Origin of the sequence: Streptosporangium sp. NPDC002721 (assembly GCF_042888905.1) — a bacterium.
Classification (GTDB): Bacteria; Actinomycetota; Actinomycetes; order Streptosporangiales; family Streptosporangiaceae; genus Streptosporangium.
Genome location: NZ_JBIAQI010000045.1, coordinates 43706 through 61349, shown reverse-complemented (window position 1 = coordinate 61349; position 17644 = coordinate 43706). Strand labels below are relative to the sequence as shown.

General features: G+C 71.3%; 13 protein-coding genes and 1 pseudogene. 5 read left to right on the top strand and 9 right to left on the bottom strand.

What is annotated here, in order from left to right; all coding sequences use genetic code 11:
• Together ACFYWM_RS41280 and sucC are read right to left on the bottom strand one after the other, a co-directional pair.
• Nucleotides 1–500 (bottom strand): annotated as a pseudogene (locus ACFYWM_RS41280) (succinate--CoA ligase subunit alpha); the annotation flags it as partial.
• A gap of 97 nt (nucleotides 501–597) precedes the next feature.
• On the bottom strand, nucleotides 598–1761 hold the full coding sequence (gene sucC, locus ACFYWM_RS41275; protein WP_389926210.1) for an ADP-forming succinate--CoA ligase subunit beta: 1164 nt from the start codon (nucleotides 1759–1761) through the stop codon (nucleotides 598–600).
• 99 nt (nucleotides 1762–1860) lie between these two features.
• Between sucC and ACFYWM_RS41270 the strand changes: the two genes are divergently transcribed.
• The 3 genes from ACFYWM_RS41270 to ACFYWM_RS41260 all read left to right on the top strand — a co-directional run bounded on the left by ACFYWM_RS41270 (nucleotide 1861) and on the right by ACFYWM_RS41260 (nucleotide 4780).
• Nucleotides 1861–3156 carry an MFS transporter gene (locus tag ACFYWM_RS41270; protein ID WP_389926207.1) on the top strand — a complete coding sequence of 432 codons (1296 nt, stop codon included), beginning with the start codon at nucleotides 1861–1863 and terminating at the stop codon, nucleotides 3154–3156.
• A gap of 127 nt (nucleotides 3157–3283) precedes the next feature.
• Complete coding sequence (locus ACFYWM_RS41265; protein ID WP_389926205.1) at nucleotides 3284–4033, top strand: GntR family transcriptional regulator; 750 nt, start codon at nucleotides 3284–3286, stop codon at nucleotides 4031–4033.
• 558 nt (nucleotides 4034–4591) lie between these two features.
• Nucleotides 4592–4780 carry a hypothetical protein gene (locus tag ACFYWM_RS41260; protein WP_389926203.1) on the top strand — a complete coding sequence of 63 codons (189 nt, stop codon included), beginning with the start codon at nucleotides 4592–4594 and terminating at the stop codon, nucleotides 4778–4780.
• A 55-nt stretch (nucleotides 4781–4835) separates the two neighbouring features.
• On the opposite strand, the gene ACFYWM_RS41255 is transcribed toward ACFYWM_RS41260, so the two are convergent.
• From ACFYWM_RS41255 to ACFYWM_RS41225, 7 genes are all read right to left on the bottom strand, one after another.
• Nucleotides 4836–5921: a TerC family protein gene (locus tag ACFYWM_RS41255; RefSeq protein ID WP_389926200.1), complete on the bottom strand. Its 1086-nt coding sequence runs from the start codon at nucleotides 5919–5921 to the stop codon at nucleotides 4836–4838.
• Nucleotides 5918–6433: a hypothetical protein gene (locus ACFYWM_RS41250; protein ID WP_389926198.1), complete on the bottom strand. Its 516-nt coding sequence runs from the start codon at nucleotides 6431–6433 to the stop codon at nucleotides 5918–5920. The genes ACFYWM_RS41255 and ACFYWM_RS41250 overlap by 4 nt, the downstream gene beginning before the upstream one ends.
• A 10-nt stretch (nucleotides 6434–6443) precedes the next feature.
• Nucleotides 6444–7850 carry an Nramp family divalent metal transporter gene (locus ACFYWM_RS41245; RefSeq protein WP_362870875.1) on the bottom strand — a complete coding sequence of 469 codons (1407 nt, stop codon included), beginning with the start codon at nucleotides 7848–7850 and terminating at the stop codon, nucleotides 6444–6446.
• Nucleotides 7851–8020: 170 nt separating this feature from the next.
• A complete protein-coding gene (locus tag ACFYWM_RS41240; protein ID WP_389926195.1) occupies nucleotides 8021–10156 on the bottom strand; it encodes an acetate--CoA ligase family protein in 2136 nt (711 codons plus the stop codon).
• On the bottom strand, nucleotides 10156–11379 hold the full coding sequence (gene frc / locus ACFYWM_RS41235; RefSeq protein WP_389926192.1) for a formyl-CoA transferase: 1224 nt from the start codon (nucleotides 11377–11379) through the stop codon (nucleotides 10156–10158). The genes ACFYWM_RS41240 and frc overlap by 1 nt, the downstream gene beginning before the upstream one ends.
• Before the next feature lie 10 nt (nucleotides 11380–11389).
• Nucleotides 11390–13081, bottom strand: coding sequence for a thiamine pyrophosphate-binding protein (locus ACFYWM_RS41230; protein WP_389926189.1), 1692 nt, complete (start codon nucleotides 13079–13081; stop codon nucleotides 11390–11392).
• Between the two features lie 78 nt (nucleotides 13082–13159).
• Nucleotides 13160–14593, bottom strand: a complete 1434-nt coding sequence (locus ACFYWM_RS41225) for a molybdopterin molybdotransferase MoeA (protein ID WP_389926186.1) — start codon at nucleotides 14591–14593, stop codon at nucleotides 13160–13162.
• 72 nt (nucleotides 14594–14665) lie between these two features.
• On the opposite strand from ACFYWM_RS41225, the gene ACFYWM_RS41220 reads away from it, so the two are divergent.
• Together ACFYWM_RS41220 and ACFYWM_RS41215 are read left to right on the top strand one after the other, a co-directional pair.
• Nucleotides 14666–15655 (top strand): 2-dehydropantoate 2-reductase, encoded by a 990-nt coding sequence (locus tag ACFYWM_RS41220; protein ID WP_389926184.1) that lies wholly within the window; start codon nucleotides 14666–14668, stop codon nucleotides 15653–15655.
• 47 nt (nucleotides 15656–15702) lie between these two features.
• Nucleotides 15703–17637, top strand: coding sequence for a molybdopterin oxidoreductase family protein (locus ACFYWM_RS41215; RefSeq protein ID WP_389926181.1), 1935 nt, complete (start codon nucleotides 15703–15705; stop codon nucleotides 17635–17637).
• Nucleotides 17638–17644: the final 7 nt, after the last annotated feature.

Sequence of the window (17644 nt, the reverse complement as noted above, 5' to 3'; positions counted from 1 at the left end):
AGCTGGTAGGTCAGCGTGCCCGACTTCGAGACCAGGCCGATGCGGCCCGCGCTGGTGATGTCGGCCGGGATGATCCCCGCGTTGGAGGCGCCGGGACTGATCAGCCCCGGGCAGTTGGGCCCGATGATCCGGGTCCTGCCGCCCGCCGCCTGGGCGTGGGCCCAGAAGGCCAGCGTGTCGTGGACGGGGATGCCCTCGGTGATGACCACGCAGAGGCCGATCCCGGCGTCGACGGCCTCGATGACCGCGGCCTTGGCGAACCTCGGCGGTACGAAGACCACCGAGACGTCCGCCCCCGTCCGGGCGATCGCCTCGGCGACCGTGCCGAACACCGGGACGCCCCGCCCGGCGAGGTCGACCGTCTCACCGCCCTTGCCGGGGGTGACACCGGCGACCACGTCGGTGCCCGCGTCGAGCATCCTGGCGGTGTGCCGTTTCCCCTCCGCGCCGGTCATGCCCTGCACGACCACCTTGCTGTGGCCTGTCAAGAAGATCGCCATGCCTGCCGCTCCCTCTCCGTGCTCGCGTGCCCTGCGTGGGCGGGACCGGCGGGCTCGCCGGGTCCGATGGGTCCGATGGGTCCGGGGGTGGGCCCGCTCATGCCGCGGCGAGCCTGGCCGCCTCTTCGGCGGCGCCGTCCATGGTGGTGACCTGGCGGACCGCGGGGTGCGCGGCCTCGGTGAGGATCCGGCGGCCCTCCTCGGCGTTGTTGCCGTCGAGCCTCACGACGATGGGGCGGCCGTGGCCGCGGTCGCCGAGCAGCCCGAGCGCGGAGACGATGCCGTCGGCCACCGCGTCGCAGGCGGTGATGCCGCCGAAGACGTTGACGAGGACCGACCTGACGTCGGGGTCGGAGAGGATGATCTCCAGGCTGTTCGCCATGACCTGCGCGGACGCCCCGCCGCCGATGTCGAGGAAGTTGGCCGGGCGGACCCCGCCGAAGCGCTCCCCGGCCTGGGCGACGACGTCGAGGGTGCTCATCACCAGGCCCGCGCCGTTGCCGACGACCCCCACGTGACCGTCGAGCTTGACGTAGTTGAGGCCCTTCGCCCTGGCCCGTGACTCGAGGTCGCCGTCACCCGTCCCGGCGGCCAGGGCCGGGTGCTCGTGGCGGAAGGCCGCGCCCTCGTCGAGGCTGACCTTGCCGTCGAGGGCGAGGACCGCGCTCCCGGCCGTCCACACCAGGGGGTTGACCTCGACCAGCAGGGCGTCCTCCTCCACCATGACCTGCCAGAGGCGGACCAGCACCTCGGCCACCGCGCCCTGGAGGTCGGGGGGGAAGCCCGCGCGGGTCACCAGGTCGCGCGCGGCGCGCTCGTCGATCCCGGTCAGGGGGTCGATCGGCATCTTGACCAGCGCCTCGGGGTTGGTCGCGGCCACCTCCTCGATGTCCATGCCGCCCTGGACGGACGCCATCGCGAGGAAGCACCGGCTGGCCCGGTCGACGAGGTAGGCGACGTAATACTCCTCGACCGGGATCGTGGCCGTCTCCACGAGCACGGTCTCGGCGATGTGGCCCTTGATGTCCATGCCGAGGATCCGCCGCGCCTCCTGCTCGGCGGTGGCGGGACCGGGGGCGGGCCGCACGCCCCCGGCCTTCCCCCTGCCGCCGGTCTTCACCTGGGCCTTGATGACGACCGGGACGCCGAGGTCGGCCGCGACCGCGCGGGCCTCCTCGGGGGTGGCCACGACCTCCCCGGTGGGGACGGGAACCCCGTGCCGCGCGAAGAGTCTCTTCGCCTCGTATTCGAACAGGTCCACGCGACCTCCCTGGATACGGTTCTTGTAGACGGTATACCGTATGGAAATCTACCCGTCCAGGCCTCGACAGGGACTCCGGCGACGGATATTCCATACGGTATGGAGAAGACGCAGCTCGTACGAGACTGGCGGGGACGCGATTACCTCGTCGGCGACACCCCGCAGGATCTGATCAACCGTCCCCGGTCGTGGATGTTCTGGCTCCCCTGGGCCGCCATGGCCTCCATCGGCGCCATGCAGTACGGCTACGCGGCGGCGGTGCCCGCCCTGGCGCAGGCGCGCGGCTGGCCGCTCGCCTCGGCCCTGGCCCCGCTGGCCGTCTGGATCGTCTGCCAGGCCGCCGTGGCCCTGCCCACCGTCCTGCTGCTGCGGCGCGGCGCGCTCGGCATCCGCGTCGCGCTGTGGGCCGGCGCGCCGCTCAGCGCCGCGGCGCTGCTCACGGTGGCGCTCGCCCGGGACCTGCCCGCGCTCCTCGCGGGCTACGCCCTGCTCGGCGGCGTGGGCGCCGGGCTGGTGTACGGCTCGTGCACCGAGGCCGTCGCCCGCTGGTACCCCGAGCGCCCGGCCTCACGGGTGGGCCTCATCACCGGCGCCTTCGCCTACGGCACGGCCCCGCTCGCCGTGGTGACCGTTCTGGACGGGGCCGCGCTCCGGCCGCTGTTCGCGGTGACCGCGGTCGTCGCGCTGGCCGCGGTGGGCCTGGCGGCGGCCTTCGTACGCCTGCCGCCGCCGCACTGGTGGCCCGCCCACATCGACCCCCGCGCCTGGGCCGACGACCGGGTCGCGCTGCGCAGGGAACCCCGGGCCGTCCGCCAGTTCTCGCTGGGCCAGGCGCTTCGGACGGGCTCGCTGCCCACCCTGGTGTCGATCCTGGTCTGCGCGGGGGCGGTCTCCATCTTCGACGTGGTCGCGCTGGCGACCTCCGGGGGCTTCTCCCCCTGGGCGGCGGTGGCCCTGCTCCTGGTGCTCAACGGGGCGGGACGGGCCTGCGCCATGCTCGCCGCCGAGGTGGCCGGGCGGGGGCGCGCGCTCAGCGCGGTGCTGGCGCTGCTCTGCCTGGGGCAGCTGCTGCTGGCCTGGGGGGCGGTGACCGGGTCCGCCGTCATGATCCTGGTGGCGACGGTGCCGGCCGGCCTGGGCGGGGGCGCCTTCTACCCGCTCATCGCCAGCCTGGTCCGCGAGTATTTCGGCGAGAGACACACCGCCTCGATCCATGGCGTGGTCTACAGTGCGAAGGCGGTCGCCGGGATCGTCGGGGTCGGCCTCGCCGTTCTGGCCCTGACCTCTTCCGGCCACGCCGCCACGTTCTTCCTCGCCGCGGGCCTGGTGCTGGCCGCGGTGGCCCTCAGCGCCACGCTGCGCCAGCCGGGCCATCCGGTCACGCTTCCCCGATGAGCGATGATGTGATCAGGCTCACGACGGGGCCCGTGTCCAAAACTGTATACTGTAGGCAGTCGACAACAGACAATGGGCTGGCCAGACGAGGGGCCGCCATTTTTTCTCATCCTGGAGCTGAAGAGACATGGTGCGGTCGGAACTGGCGAACTCGGGAGCGGCGCCCAAGATCCCGCGCCCGACCACCCTCCGGGAGAGCGTTTTCGAGGCGATCCTGGAACTCATCGTGAACGGCAGCCTCAGCCCCGGCCAGCACCTCGCGGAGAGCGAGCTCGCCGAGCTGCTCGGCGTGTCGCGCCAGCCGGTCCGCGAGGCGCTGCAGATGCTCAGCGGCGAGGGCTGGGTCGACCTGCGTCCCGGCCACGGCGCGTTCGTCCACGCGCCGACCGTGCAGGAGGCCGACCAGCTGCTCGCCGTGCGCGCCCTGCTGGAGACCGAGTCGGCGCGGCTGGCCGCGCTCAACTCGGACGCCGCGGGCGTGGCCCGGCTGCGCGAGGTGTGCGCGCGCGGGCTGCGGGCCCTGGAGTCCGACGACATCGACGCCTCGGTGGCGGCCAACTCCGAGCTGCACGCGCTGGTCACCGAGCTGTCCGGCAACGCGGTGCTGGCGGAACTCGCCTCGCAGGTCTCCCGCCGCGTACGGTGGTACCACACGCCGGTGGCCCGCCAGCGCGGCCGCGACTCCTGGGAGGAGCACGCCCAGCTGATCAACGCCATCGAGGCGCGCGACGAGACCAGGGCCGCGGAGATCATGCGCGAGCACACCGAGCACACCCGCTCCTCCTACCTGGACCAGCGAGCCTCCGAACCCGCCGAGCCCGAGGAGCCCGTGCCCGCCGCCCGCCGGCGGCGCCCGCGCTCGCTCAGCGCGAGCTGACCCTCCCTCCCCTCGGCGCACGGCACGAGCCGCCCCTCCGCGGCCGGCGCTGACCGATCACGACCCCTTCCCCTCCCGCTCGCGCCGGTGTCCGATCCGGCGCGAGCCCTTCTCTCCCGTACGGACCCGGCACCGGTCGGAGATCACCCCGATCCGGTACGGGCCGCCCTGATCCGGTACGCGACGATCTCGCACGCCCCGATCCGGGAGGGCAGGCCCCGATCCGGGAAGGCACGTCCGGGCGGGCACCTTCGGGCAGGCGTCTCCGGGAAAGCGCGGACGAACCCGCGCGGACCGGCACCCGAACCCCCCGGAGACCGGCGCCGACGAATCACACGAACCGGCACCGGGTAATTCGTACGGCCCGGAACCGGCTGATTCGTGCCAGCCGGGAAAAGCGCGGGGATCCCGCGCGGGCCCACACGAGATAGGCCCTTCTATGCCGTTCCCGCACGGTCCGAGCAGCTCACGGACCAGTTGACACAGAATTCACGGGTGACCCGTTTGGGGGAAACACCCGGGGCAGATACTTGACGAAAGAATTGGTGGTGATGATCGATGAGATCATTCTTCAGGAAGTTCCGATTTCTCACCTCCGCACCGGCGGGCTATTCCGCCGACGGCCGGATGATGGGGCTCGGCCTGGCGACGGCCATGCGGAAGTACGGCTCGGCGGAGAACGCCGAACGCCATCTGCGCCGCTGGGCGACCGAGCAGCGGACCGACGGGATCGACGTTCCCAAATGAGCGAGCGGGAGGTCTCCGCCGGGGAGACCACCCGCTCGCGACGGCCGGCCGCGCCTCAGCCGTCCGCGTGCGCCTCACTCCGCCTCGCGGCGGGGTCGGCGGGATCGGTGACGTCGGGAGAACCGGAGGGGCCGGTCGCCGGGCCGGAGGGACCGGTCTCCGGATCCCCTGCGGAGTCGTTCTGGCCCACCGGGGCACGACCGCGGTCGTTCCTCGACTTGACGAGGCTCGCCACGGTGGTGATGGCCAGCGTGCCGACGATGACCCCGAGGGAGACCAGGATGGGAATCTCCGGCGCCCAGGAGACGCCGTCGTGGTGGAGCGCCTCGAAGATGAGCTTGACCCCGATGAAGGCCAGGACGATCGACAGGCCCTTGCTGAGATAGACCAGGCGGTCGAGCAACCCTCCGATCAGGAAGAACAGCTGCCGCAGCCCCATCAGCGCGAAGGCGTTGGCGGTGAACACCAGGTAGGGCTCCTTGGTCAGCCCGAAGATGGCCGGGATGGAGTCGAGGGCGAACAGCAGGTCCGTGGTCCCGATCGCCACCATCACGATCAGCATCGGGGTGACGGCGCGACGGCCGTTGACCATCACCGAGAGCGACGAGCCGTGGTAGGTCTCCGTGGTGGGGACGAACCGCCGGACCGTGCGCAGCGCGATGTTCTCGGAGAACTCCGCCTCCTCGTCCTCATGGCCGATGAGCTTCCACGCGGTGTAGATGAGGAAGGCCCCGAAGATGTAGAAGAGCCAGTCGAAGCGGGCCACGGCCTCCGCCCCGGCGGCGATGAAGATGCCGCGCATGACGAGTGCCAGGACGATGCCGATCAGGAGCACCTTCTGCCGGTAGCGGTCCGGCACCGAGAAGCGGCTCATGATCAGCAGGAAGACGAACAGGTTGTCGACGCTGAGGGAGTACTCGGTGATCCAGCCGGCGAAGAACTCGCCGCCGTGCGACGGCCCCGTGACCACCAGCAGCCCGATGCCGAAGGCTATGGCGAGCGACACGTAGAAGATCACCCAGAACGTGCACTCGCGGAACGTGGGCTTTCGCGGGTTACGCGCCACGAGGTAGAAGTCGATGGCCAGCACGAGGCCGAACCCGGCGATCGTGACCAGCCACACCCAGGTGGGAATGTTCAACGCGCTCCTTTCCGTGCGCGGCGGCGTTCCTTGGCGAGCCACAGCGCCTCAGCGTGCTCAACGTAGGCGGCGAGTAGTTCGCGCGCCCGCGGATTGCGCTCTCTCAGGCGCATCAACCAGTGGGGCATGAGCCTCTCGTGCAACCAGAGGAAGCCAATCGCGAAGCCGAGGCTCACCATGGCCTGGTAGGCCAGGAATCCCGCCACCCCTCCGGGCAGGCTGACGTGACCGAAGACGGCCAGGCCGGTGATCGTCTCCTGGAACAGCCGGGCGAGGGGGAAGCCGGCCAGCCAGTACAGACCCGCGGGGGCGAACAGCCCCGGTCTGAACAGGTTCCGGCTGAGCAGGATGGAGTATCCGGTCCCGAGGAGGCCCAGGGGGAGGGCCAGCGTCAGCGCGGAGATCGCGGCCCAGCCGGCGGACTGCCCTGCGAGCAGGGTCAGCCCACCGGCCACGGCGCCGGCGACGATTCCGATCAGCGCCCCGGGAAGGGCGAGTTCAGCTTGTCGCATCGGCACGGTCTCAGCCCACGACCACACCGAAGGCGAACAGGCTGTAGAGCAGCATCCCCAGATAGAAGACCGCCCCGAAGCCGATGATCAGGTTGGTCCAGATCTTCGGCCGGATCGGTTTGGGCAGCATCCGGTTGTTCACCAGCAGGAGCGTCACGCAGTAGGCGCCCATGGCGAACGTGGACAGGAACGCCAGCGTGTCGAGGATCCCGCTCGGGCCGTCGGCCGGGCCGAACAGCAGGATGAGGATGCCGAACGCGATGACGCCCCACAGGAAGGCGGCGTACAGGCGGGACATGCCGAGCTTCTTCGCACCGCGCACGAAGTGGAAGCTCATGTCCGCCTGCCCCCGGGAGAAGGAGTCGAACAGGCCCAGCGTGGCGTTCAGACCGATCAGCGCGATGAAGCCGAGGAAGACGACCCCCAGCACCGAGCTGCCCGCCGAGGCGAAGGAGTCGGCCATCGCGTACAGCGCCGCCTCCCGCTCCCCGGACTCGATCACGTTGCGGACGTTGGGGGTGTTTCTCGTCGCCGCCTGGGCGATCACGGTGAAGGAGACGGTGACCAGCATCGTGATGCCCCAGAAGAGCAGGAGCGCGTCGAAGGTGACCCAGCGCCGCCACCCCTTCCACTTGCGCATCTCCTCGGGGTTGTCCGTGTCGAACATGAAGCCGCGCGAGGGCATGGCCTCTTCCTCGCCGGCGTGCCGGAGACCTCGGACGGCCGGGATGTGGGCTCCCATGCCGGCTCCGGAGTCACGCAGGTGCAGGGTGTACCACATCTGCTGCATTCCGGACGGCCCAGCGAAGGCGATCGCTCCCACGATCACCGGGAACCACGCCTCCGACATCGCCTCCTGCGGCAGGTAGCCGAAGGCGAACATCCCGGTGACCGTGCTCACCACGTCGCCCCAGGTGCCGACCATGGCCGCGACCACGGCGGTCCCGACGACGAGCGTGCCGATCAGGATCGACAGCACGCTCTCCAGCAGGCTGTAGATCACCTTCGCCAGGCTGAAGACGACCCCGACGAGTATCAGGCCCGCGACCGCTGTTATCACCCATGGGATGCCGGTGATCTGCTCGAAGGCGGCGGCCCCCGCGGACAGATGACCCGGCCAGATGTAGACGAGGATCGCGACGACGAAGAAGAACCACATCAGGGGCTTGAAGACCCGGGCGGCGCCGAAGAAGATGCTCTCCCCCGTCGCCATGGCGTAACGGGCCATCTCCAGCATGACCACTGCCTGGAGGGTGACGCCGATGAGGAACAGCCACCGGATCTCCGGCCCGAACAGCAGGACCAGCCGAGGCCACATGTACGACTCGCCCATGCCCACGCCGAGCGCGACGAGGAACACCGTCGGCCCGAGGATGTGGATCGACGGGGGAGCGTCGGGCAGGGTGCGTATGGGCATCGGCTCCAGCCCGCCCGCCCGCCATACTTTTTCTTCCTGGCCGGATGCGGCGGCGGCTTCGCCGGGCTCCGCTGTATCCGGTGTTCTCGATGTGTCCACCTGCGGACCTCCTGGGGGGTTGGTTGATCCTGCGAGTGCCCCGATTCGCCCCCTCGCTCATGAGACGCGGCTCAGCCGCGCAGCAACCCTGCGGCCCTCGCCCAGCGATACTTGGCACCGAGCACGGCCACGGGCTTCTCCGTGGTGTACGGGTAGGCGATCACCCCGTTCGCGAACAGATGGTCACAGGCCTGCTCGACCTCGACGTCGCCGGCGAGCGAGGCGACCACGGGCTTGTCGTTGCCCTTGGCCCGCTCCTCGGCCACCACCCGCGCCACCAGCTCGGCGAAGACCATCGGCGGGGTGACGATCGTGTGCCAGTAGCCGATCACCAGCGCGTGCACGCGGGGGTCGGCCAGGCCCAGCCTGATGGTGTTCTCGTAGGTGCTCGGCGGCTCGCCACCGGTGATGTCGACGGGGTTGCCCGCCGCCCCGAAGGGCGGGATGTAGGCACGGAAGGCCTCGTCGAGATCCGGCGGGATCTCCATGAGGCTCAGCCCGTTGTCGACGCAGGCGTCGGAGAGCAGCACGCCCGAGCCGCCCGCCCCGGTGATGATGACGACGTTCTCGCCCTTGGGGGCGGGCATCAGCGGCAGCGCCCTGGCGTACTCGAGCATGTCGTTGAGGCCCGGGGCCCGCACGACGCCCGCCTGGCGGAGGATGTCGTCGTAGACCTTGTCGTCGCCGGCCAGCGCCCCGGTGTGCGAGCCCGCGGCCCGCGCGCCCATCGCGGTGCGCCCGGCCTTGAGCACGATCACCGGCTTCTTGGCGACCATCCGCTGGGCCGCCTCGACGAATCCGCGCCCGTCCTTGAGGTCCTCCAGGTGCATGGCCACGCAGTTGGTGTTGTCGTCCTGCTCGAAGAAGGTGAGCAGGTCGTCCTCGTCGACGTCGGCCTTGTTGCCGACCCCGACGATCGCCGAGACGCCCATCCCGGTGGTGCGGCTGAAGCCGAGGATGGCCATGCCGATGCCGCCGCTCTGGGAGGTGAGCGCGACCCCGCCCTTCACGTCGTAGGGCGTGCAGAACGTGGCGCACAGGTTTTCCGGCGTGTAGTAGTAGCCGTAGATGTTGGGGCCGAGCATCCGCACGCCGTGCTTGCGGGCGATCTCGACGATCTCCTGCTGGCCCTCGACGTTGCCCGTCTCGGCGAACCCCGACGGGATCATGATGGCTCCCGCCACCCCCTTGCGCCCGGCGTCCTCCAGCGCCGCTGGCACGAACTTGGCCGGGATGGCGAAGACCGCCACGTCGACCTCGCCCGGCACGTCGGCGATGCTGGGGTAGGCGGGCAGCCCGAGGATCTCCGGGGCCTTGGGGTTGATCGGGTAGATGTGGCCCCGGTAGCCGCCGTTGATCAGGTTGCGCATGACCGAGTTGCCGATCTTGCCGGTCTCGCCGGAGGCCCCGATCACCGCGACGGCGCGCGGCTTGAAGATCCGGTTCATCCCGGCGAGGATCTCCTCGCGCGAGAGCCGGGCGGGCGCGGCGACGGGGTCGGCGTCCAGGATGATGCGCACGTCGGCGGCCGTCGCGCCCTCGGCGGTGGCGAAGACGGGGTTCAGGTCCACCTCCGCGATCTCGGGGAAGTCACCGACGAGCGCGCCGACTCGCTCGATCATGCTCGCCAGCGCCCCCCTGTCGGCCGCCTCCGCACCACGGACACCGCGCAACACCTCGGCCGCCCTGATGTCGTCCAGCATCCCGAGTGCATCATCACCCGAGAGGGGGGCCAGCCGGAAGGTCACGTCCTTGAGGACTTCGACGAGCACCCCGCCGAGACCGAAGGCGACGACCTTGCCGAAGGTCTGGTCGGTGACCGCGCCGATGATCACCTCGTGCCCGGCGCCGACCATGGCCTGCACCTGGACGCCGTCGATCGACGCCTCGGGGTCGTAGGCGCGGGCGGAGGCCAGGATCCGGTCGTAGCCGGCGCGCACCGCGTCGAGGTCGGCCACGCCGACGAGCACCCCGCCCGCCTCGGTCTTGTGCAGGATGTCGGGAGACACGATCTTGAGCACCACCGGCAGGCCGATCTCCCCGGCGAGCGACACCGCCTCCTCGGCCGAGGTCGCCACCCCCTCACCGGGGGTCGAGATGCCGTACGCCTGGCAGATCCTCCTGCCCTCGGGGGCGGTCAGCGCGGTGCGGCCCTCGGCACGGGCCTTGTCCAGCACCTCGCGTACGGCGGCCTGGTCATGCGCCATCAGATGACTCCGTTCGTCTTCAGCTCGGCCAGCTCCTCGACGGACAGGCCGAGGCCGGCGTAGATCTCGGTGTTGTGCTCGCCGAGCAGGGGCGGCGCGGTGACGTCCACCGGCGAGTCGGACAGGTGCAGCGGGCTGCCGACCGTCACGAAGGAGCCGCGCTGGGGGTGGTCGACCTCGACCAGCGCGCCCTCCTGCCGCAGGCTCTCGTCCTCCAGCAGCTCCTTGGTGGACAGGATCGGGCCGCAGGGGATGTTGGCGGCGTTGAGCAGGTCGAGGACCTCCCACTTGTCGCGGGTGATGCTCCACTCCTCGATGAGCTGGAACATCTTGTCGAGGTTGGGAAGGCGCGCCTCGGGGGTGGCCCACTCGGGGTCGTTGGCCAGCTCCGGGCGCCCGATGATCCCGGCGAGCGGCGCCCAGCCGACCGGCTGCACGATGACGTAGATGTAGTCGTTGGGACCGCCGGGGGCGCACCGCACCGCCCAGCCGGGCTGGCCGCCGCCCGAGGCGTTGCCCGAGCGCGGCACCTCGTCGCCGAAGGTCTTGTTGGGATACTCCGACAGGGGCCCGTGGCCGAGCCGCTGCTGGTCGCGGAGCTTGACCCGGCACAGGTTGAGCACGGCGTGCTGCATCGCCACCTGGACGCGCTGGCCGCGCCCGGTCTGCTCGCGCTGGTAGAGGGCGGCCAGGATGCCCGCGACGGCGTGGATGCCGGTGCCGGAGTCGCCGATCTGGGCGCCGGTGGCCAGCGGCGGGCCGTCCTCGAAGCCGGTGGTGCTCATCGAGCCGCCCATCGCCTGGGCGATCACCTCGTACGCCTTGAACTTGGCGTAGCGTCCCGGGCCGAAACCCTTGATCGAGGCGTAGACCAGCCGCGGGTTGAGCTCCTGGAGGCGGTCCCAGGAGAAGCCCATCCGGTCGACCGCGCCGGGCCCGAAGTTCTCCACCAGGATGTCGGAGTCACGCACCAGCTCGGTGAAGAGCTGCTTGCCGCGATCGCTCTTCATGTTGAGGGTGATGCTGCGCTTGTTGCAGTTGAGCATCGTGAAGTAGAGGCTGTCGACGTCGGGGACGTCGCGCAGCTGCTTGCGGGTGATGTCTCCGGAGGGCGCCTCCAGCTTGATCACGTCGGCGCCGAGCCAGGCCAGGAGCTGCGTACAGGACGGACCCGACTGCACGTGGGTCATGTCGAGGACGCGGACACCTTCCAGTGCCTTCATGGGGTCCCCCTCACTTGTACATGGTCTGGTTCATGGTTCCGGGCGCGTAGACGTCCGGATCGACCCATACGTTGATCAGGGCGGGCTTGCCCGACTCGCGGGCGCGCTCCAGCGCGGGCCTGATGTCGGCGGGGTCCCTGACCTCCTCGCCGTGACCGCCCAGCATCCGGGCGAACTCGTCGTACCGGACGTCGCCGAGGGTGTTGCCGACGCGGCCGCGGTTCTCGCCGTACTTGGCGGCCTGGCCGTAGCGGATCTGGTTCATCGAGGAGTTGTTGCCGATGACGCCGATGAACGGCAGGTTGAAGCGGACCATCGTCTCGAAGTCCCAGCCGGTGAGGCTGAACGCCCCGTCCCCGAAGAGGCAGAGCACCTCCTTGTCGGGCCTGGCGTACTTGGCGGCCATGGCGAAGGCGACGCCGACGCCGAGGGTGCCGAGCGGCCCGGGGTCCATCCAGTGGCCCGGCGACTTGGGCTGGACGACCTGGCCGGAGAAGGTGACGATGTCGCCGCCGTCGCCGATGTAGATGGTGTCCTCGGTGAGGAACTCGTTGATCTCGTGGACCAGGCGGTAGGGGTCGATCGGCTGCGAGTCCGACAGCTGGCGGGGCAGCCGCTTCTCGTAGGCCGCGGTCTCGACCGCGCGCAGCTCCTCCAGCCACTCCTTGCGCCGGGTCGCGCCGTTCTCGACGCGGCCGGAGGCGGCCTGGGTGGCCGCGGCCAGGATCAGCCCGGCGTCGCCGACGATGCCCAGGTCGACGTCGCGGTTCTTGCCGACGGTGCGGTAGTCGAGGTCGATCTGGACCACCGTCGCCGAGGGCGACAGGCGCTTGCCGTAGCCCATCCGGAAGTCGAACGGGGTGCCGACGATGATGATCAGGTCGGCGTTGGTGAAGGCGTAGCGCCGGGAGAGCTGGAAGTGGTGCGGGTCGCCGGGGGGCAGCGTGCCGCGGGCCGAGCCGTTCATGTAGGCGGGGACGTTGAGCGCGCGGACGAAGTCGATCGCGTCGTCGGTGCCCCGGGTGGTCCAGACCTGGCTGCCCAGCAGGACGCAGGGCTTCTCCGCGTGGGCCAGCAGGTCGGCGAGGCGCTCGACGGCCTCGGGGTCGCCGGCCTGGCGCACCGAGGCGCGGTAGCGGCCGGCCTCGGGGATGCGCGCCTTGGAGACCGGGACGCTGGCGTCGAGGACGTCGCGCGGGATCTCCAGGAAGGACGGCCCCGGAGCGCCGTGGTAGCACTCCCTGAAGGCCATCGAGACGATGTCGGCCACCCGCTCGGTCGAGGGGACCGTGGCCGCGAACTTGGTGATCGGGGTCATCATGTCGACGTGGGGCAGGTCCTGCAACGAGCCCATCTTGTGCTGGCTCAGAGCCCCCTGCCCCCCGATGAGCAGCATGGGGCTCTCCGCCCTGAAGGCGTTGGCCACACCGGTCACCGCGTCGGTGGTGCCCGGCCCGGCCGTCACGACCGCGCAACCCGGCTTGCCGGTGATCCGGGCGTAGCCGTCGGCCGCGTGCGCCGCCACCTGCTCGTGGCGGACGTCGATGACCTCGATGCCCTCGTCGATGCAACCGTCGTAGATGTCGATGATGTGGCCGCCGCAGAGCGTGAAGATCACATCGATCCCCTCCGCCTTCAGCGCCTTCGCCACCAGGTGGCCTCCGGAGATGGTTTCCGGCGCCGTGTCCGCTGGCTGCGTCATTCTGATGGTCCTCTCGATTGTGTTCTCCATACTGCATACCGTATGAGGGCAATGGTTACCCCCGGGGTCCGAGGATGTCTAGACCCTTTGTGCGGGCAGTGGGACGAGCTCGACCGGCTCGCCCCCCCATCCGGGCGGGACGACCGCGAGCGCGTCGGCGAGCGCGGCCCCCCACAGCGATCCCGGCCGGTCGTGCCCGACGGGCACCGCGCCGCGCCCGCCGCGCCGCACCGCGACCATGCGGGTGTCGGCGTGGTGCGGCCGTACGTGACCGGCCAGCGCGGACCGCTCGCGCGGGGCCTCGGGACCTCCCGCGAGCGCCCGGACCGCCGGGGCGAGCAGCGTCAGCGCGGCGACCAGCGCGGCGTACGGATTGCCCGGCAGCCCGGCCACCAGGCGCCCGCCGGGAAGCCTGGCGAGGAGCTGCGGGTGGCCGGGACGCACCGCGACGCCGTCGACGAGGATCTCCGCCCCGAGCCCGGCGAGCACCGCCCGCAGGTGGTCGGCGGGGCCCTTCGACGAGGCGCCGCAGACCACGACCACCTGGCCCGGCGGGCCGTCCGCGGCCCCCGAGAGCGCGTCGGCCAGCGCCCGCGCCCCGTCGGGCAGCCACCGCGGCGCCTCGGTCACCCCGCCCGCCCATTCGACGAGCCCCGGCAGCATGGGACCGATCGCGTCGCGCACCCGCCCCGGGCCCGGCAGCCCGCGCGTCACCACCTCGTCGCCCGTGACCAGCACGGACACCAGCGGTCTGGGCCGCACGCGGAGCACGTCGTGCCCGAGCCCCGCCGCGAGGCCGAGCACCGCGGGCGTGACCGCCGAACCGGCGGTGAGCACCACGGCCCCCAGCGGGCAGTCCTCGCCGCGCCGCCGGATGTGCCTGCCGGGCTCGACCGCCCCCGGCGCGGCCGACACCCATTCGCGGGCCGGCTCACCGGCCGGCCGGGGCTCCCCTCCCGGGGGCGCGAACCGGCCGAGCGGCGGCGTGAACCGGCCCGGCGGCGCGGACCGCCCTCCCGCCCCGCCCTCCCGCGCCCCGCCGGTCCGTACGGCCCGTACGGCTCGTACGGCCAGCTCGTAGGGCAGCACCGCCTCGGCGCCCTCGGGCACCGGGGCGCCGGTGGCGATCTCCACCGCCGTGCCGGGCGCGAGCGCGGCCCCGAAGGGCGCGCCCCCGGCGAGCACGAGGCCCGCGATCCGCCAGGGCGGGTCGCCCGCGACCGCGTAGCCGTCCATCGCGGCCACGTCGGCCCCCGGCACCGGGACGAGGGCGTGCAGCGGCGCGGCCAGGCGGCAGCCGTACGCCAGATGCAGGGGGAGGTCGACCGGGGCGAGCGGCCCGGCGGCGGACGCCGCGATCTCGCGGGCCGACTCCCAAGGGAGGGCCCCCGCGTGGGCGCCGTGGCGCGAGGCTCCCGGCCCCGACGGGGGCGCGGCGTCCGGATCGCGAGACGGCGCTTTATGGACGGCTTCGTGGACGGCTTCGTGGACGGTGGATCTGGGGACGGCCATCGGCGGCTCCTTGACCGGATTTTTTCCATACTGTATACCGAATGCACTATGGACGCGAGGACGGAGCCTCTTGTGAAAGTCGCTGTTCTTGGCGCCGGCGCCATAGGCGCCTACGTCGGCGCCGCCCTGTGCAGGGCAGGCGCCGAGGTGCATCTGATCGCCCGCGGAGAGCACCTCGCGGCGATGCGCGAATCGGGAGTGCGCGTGCTCAGCCCGCGCGGAGACTTCACCGCCCACCCCCACACCACCGACGACCCCCGCGAGATCGGGCCGGTGGACCACGTCTTCCTCGGCCTCAAGGCCAACTCCTACGCGGCGGCCGGGCCCATGATCCAGCCGCTGCTCCACGAGACCACCGGCCTCATCGCGGCCCAGAACGGCATCCCGTGGTGGTATTTCCACCGGCTGCCCGGCCCCTACGAGGGCCACGTGATCCAGAGCGTCGACCCCGGCGGGGCGGTCACCTCCGCGCTGCCGCTGGAGCGCGCCATCGGATGCGTCGTCTACGCGGCGACGGAGATCGAGGCGCCCGGCGTGATCCGCCACCTGGAGGGCACCCGCTTCTCCATCGGGGAGCCCGACGGCTCCCTCTCCTCGCGCTGCGTCGACTTCAGCACCGCCATGGTCGAGGGCGGCCTGAAGTGTCCCGTCGAGACGGACCTGCGGCGCGACATCTGGATCAAGCTCATGGGCAACATCGCCTTCAACCCGATCAGCGCGCTCACCCGGGCGACCATGGCGGGCATCTGCCGCCATCGCGGGACCCGCGACCTCGTCGTCACCATGATGCGCGAGACCGTCGACGTGGCCCGCCGGGTGGGCTGCGAGCCCGACATCTCGATCGAGCGCCGCATCGCGGGCGCCGAGCGGGCCGGCGAGCACAAGACCTCCACCCTCCAGGACCTGGAGAAGGGCAAGCCCCTGGAGCTCGACGTGCTCCTCGCCGCCGTCGTGGAACTCGCCGACCTGACCGGGGCCGAGGTCCCCACGCTGCGGGCGATCCACGCCGTCGCCGACCTCCTGGACGAGCGGGCCAGAGAAAATCTTGCCGCCGCCAGCTGAGGCGACATACCGTAGACTGTATACAGGACTGTCGAAAGGATGCGGCAATGAAGAGGGACCGCGGGGACCGCGCCGAGCACTACGACCGGCTCACCCATCCCCTTGTCCGTGAGAACGGCGTGCTGCGCCGCGCCACCTGGGAAGAGGCGTTGCAACGGGCCGCGGAGGGCTTCCGCCGCAATGTCGAGCAACACGGACCCGACTCCTTCGCGATGCTGTCGTGCGCCCGTTCCACCAACGAGATGAACTACGTGGGCCAGAAGTTCACCCGGGTCGTGATCGGCACCAACAACGTCGACTCCTGCAACCGCACCTGCCACGCCCCGAGCGTGGCGGGCCTGTCCGCGGCCTTCGGCAGCGGCGGCGGCACCTCCTCCTACCAGGAGGTGGAGGACGCCGACGTGATCGTGATGTGGGGCTCGGCGGCGCGCAACGCGCACCCGATCTTCTTCCACCACGTGCTCAAGGGGATAAGGAAGGGCGCCCGCATGTTCGCGGTCGACCCCCGCCGCACGGGCACCGCCGAGTGGGCCGACCTCTGGATGGGCCTCAACGTGGGCACCGACATCCCGCTCGCGCACGCGGTGGCCCGGGAGATCATCCACGCCGGGCTGCACAACACCTCGTTCATCGAGCGCGCCACCGAGGGCTTCGCGGAGTTCGCCGCCTCGGTCGAGCCGTGGACGCTCCCGGTGGCCGAGCAGGTCACCGGCGTGCCCGCGGCCGCCATCCGGGAGCTCGCGCACGCCTACGCCAGGGCCGACCGCGCCCAGCTGTGCTGGACGCTCGGCATCACCGAGCACCACAACGCCACCGACAACGTGCGCGCCCTCATCAACCTGGCGCTGCTCACCGGCCACGTCGGGCGCTACGGTTCGGGCCTGTCCCCGCTGCGCGGCCAGAACAACGTGCAGGGCGGCGGCGACATGGGGGCCATCCCCAACCGGCTGCCCGGCTTCCAGGACATCCTCGACCCGGAGATCCGCGTCAAGTTCGAGCAGGCGTGGGAGAAGCCCATCCAGCCGCGCTACGGCCGCAACCTCACCGAGATGCTGGAGGGGATGGCCGAGGGCGAGGTCACCACCTGCTACCTCATCGGGGAGAACCCGGTGCAGTCCGAGGCCGACTCGCTGAGCTGCGTCAAGCGGCTCAGCATGCTCGACCACCTGGTCGTGCAGGACATCTTCCTGACCAAGACCGCCCAGATGGCCGACGTGGTGCTCCCGGCGGGCGCGGCCTGGTGCGAGAGCGAGGGCACCTTCACCAACAGCGAGCGGCGGGTGCAGCGGGTCCGCAAGGCGCTCCAGGCGCCGGGCGAGGCCCGCGACGACATCTGGATCCTCTGCGAGCTCGCCCGCCGCCTGGGCCACGACTGGAACTACACCGGCGCCGAGGAGGTCTGGGACGAGCTGCGGGCCCTGTCCCCCGCCCACACCGGCATGACCTACGAAAGGCTCGACAAGCTCCAGGGCATCCAGTGGCCCTGCCCGTCCGAGGACTCCCTCGAACCGCCCTTCCTGCACGGGCGGCTCTGGGAGAGCGACCCGGCCCGGCGGGGCAGGGCCGCGCCGTTCGCGGTGCTCGAGCACTCCCCGCCGGTCGACCTGCTCGACGACGAGTATCCCCTGCGGCTCACCACCGGCCGCCGCCTCGACTCCTACAACACCGGCGTGCAGTCGTCCGGGTTCGCCTCCCCGCTGCGCAGGGGCGAGAACATCGAGCTCTGCCCCGAGGACGCCGCGCGGCTGGGGGTGAGTCCTGGCGAGGAGGTGAGGATCAGCTCCCGGCGGGGATCGGTCGTCGCCCCCGTCCACATCGACCCGGCCCTGCGTCCCGGCCTGGTCTTCATGACGATGCACTTCCCCGACGAGGTCGACACCAACGCCCTCACCATCGAGGCCACCTGCCCGATCGCGGGCACCGCGGAGTTCAAGGCCGCCGCCGTGCGCGTCGACAAGCTCGTACCCGCGAAGGCCGGGTGACGGGGGC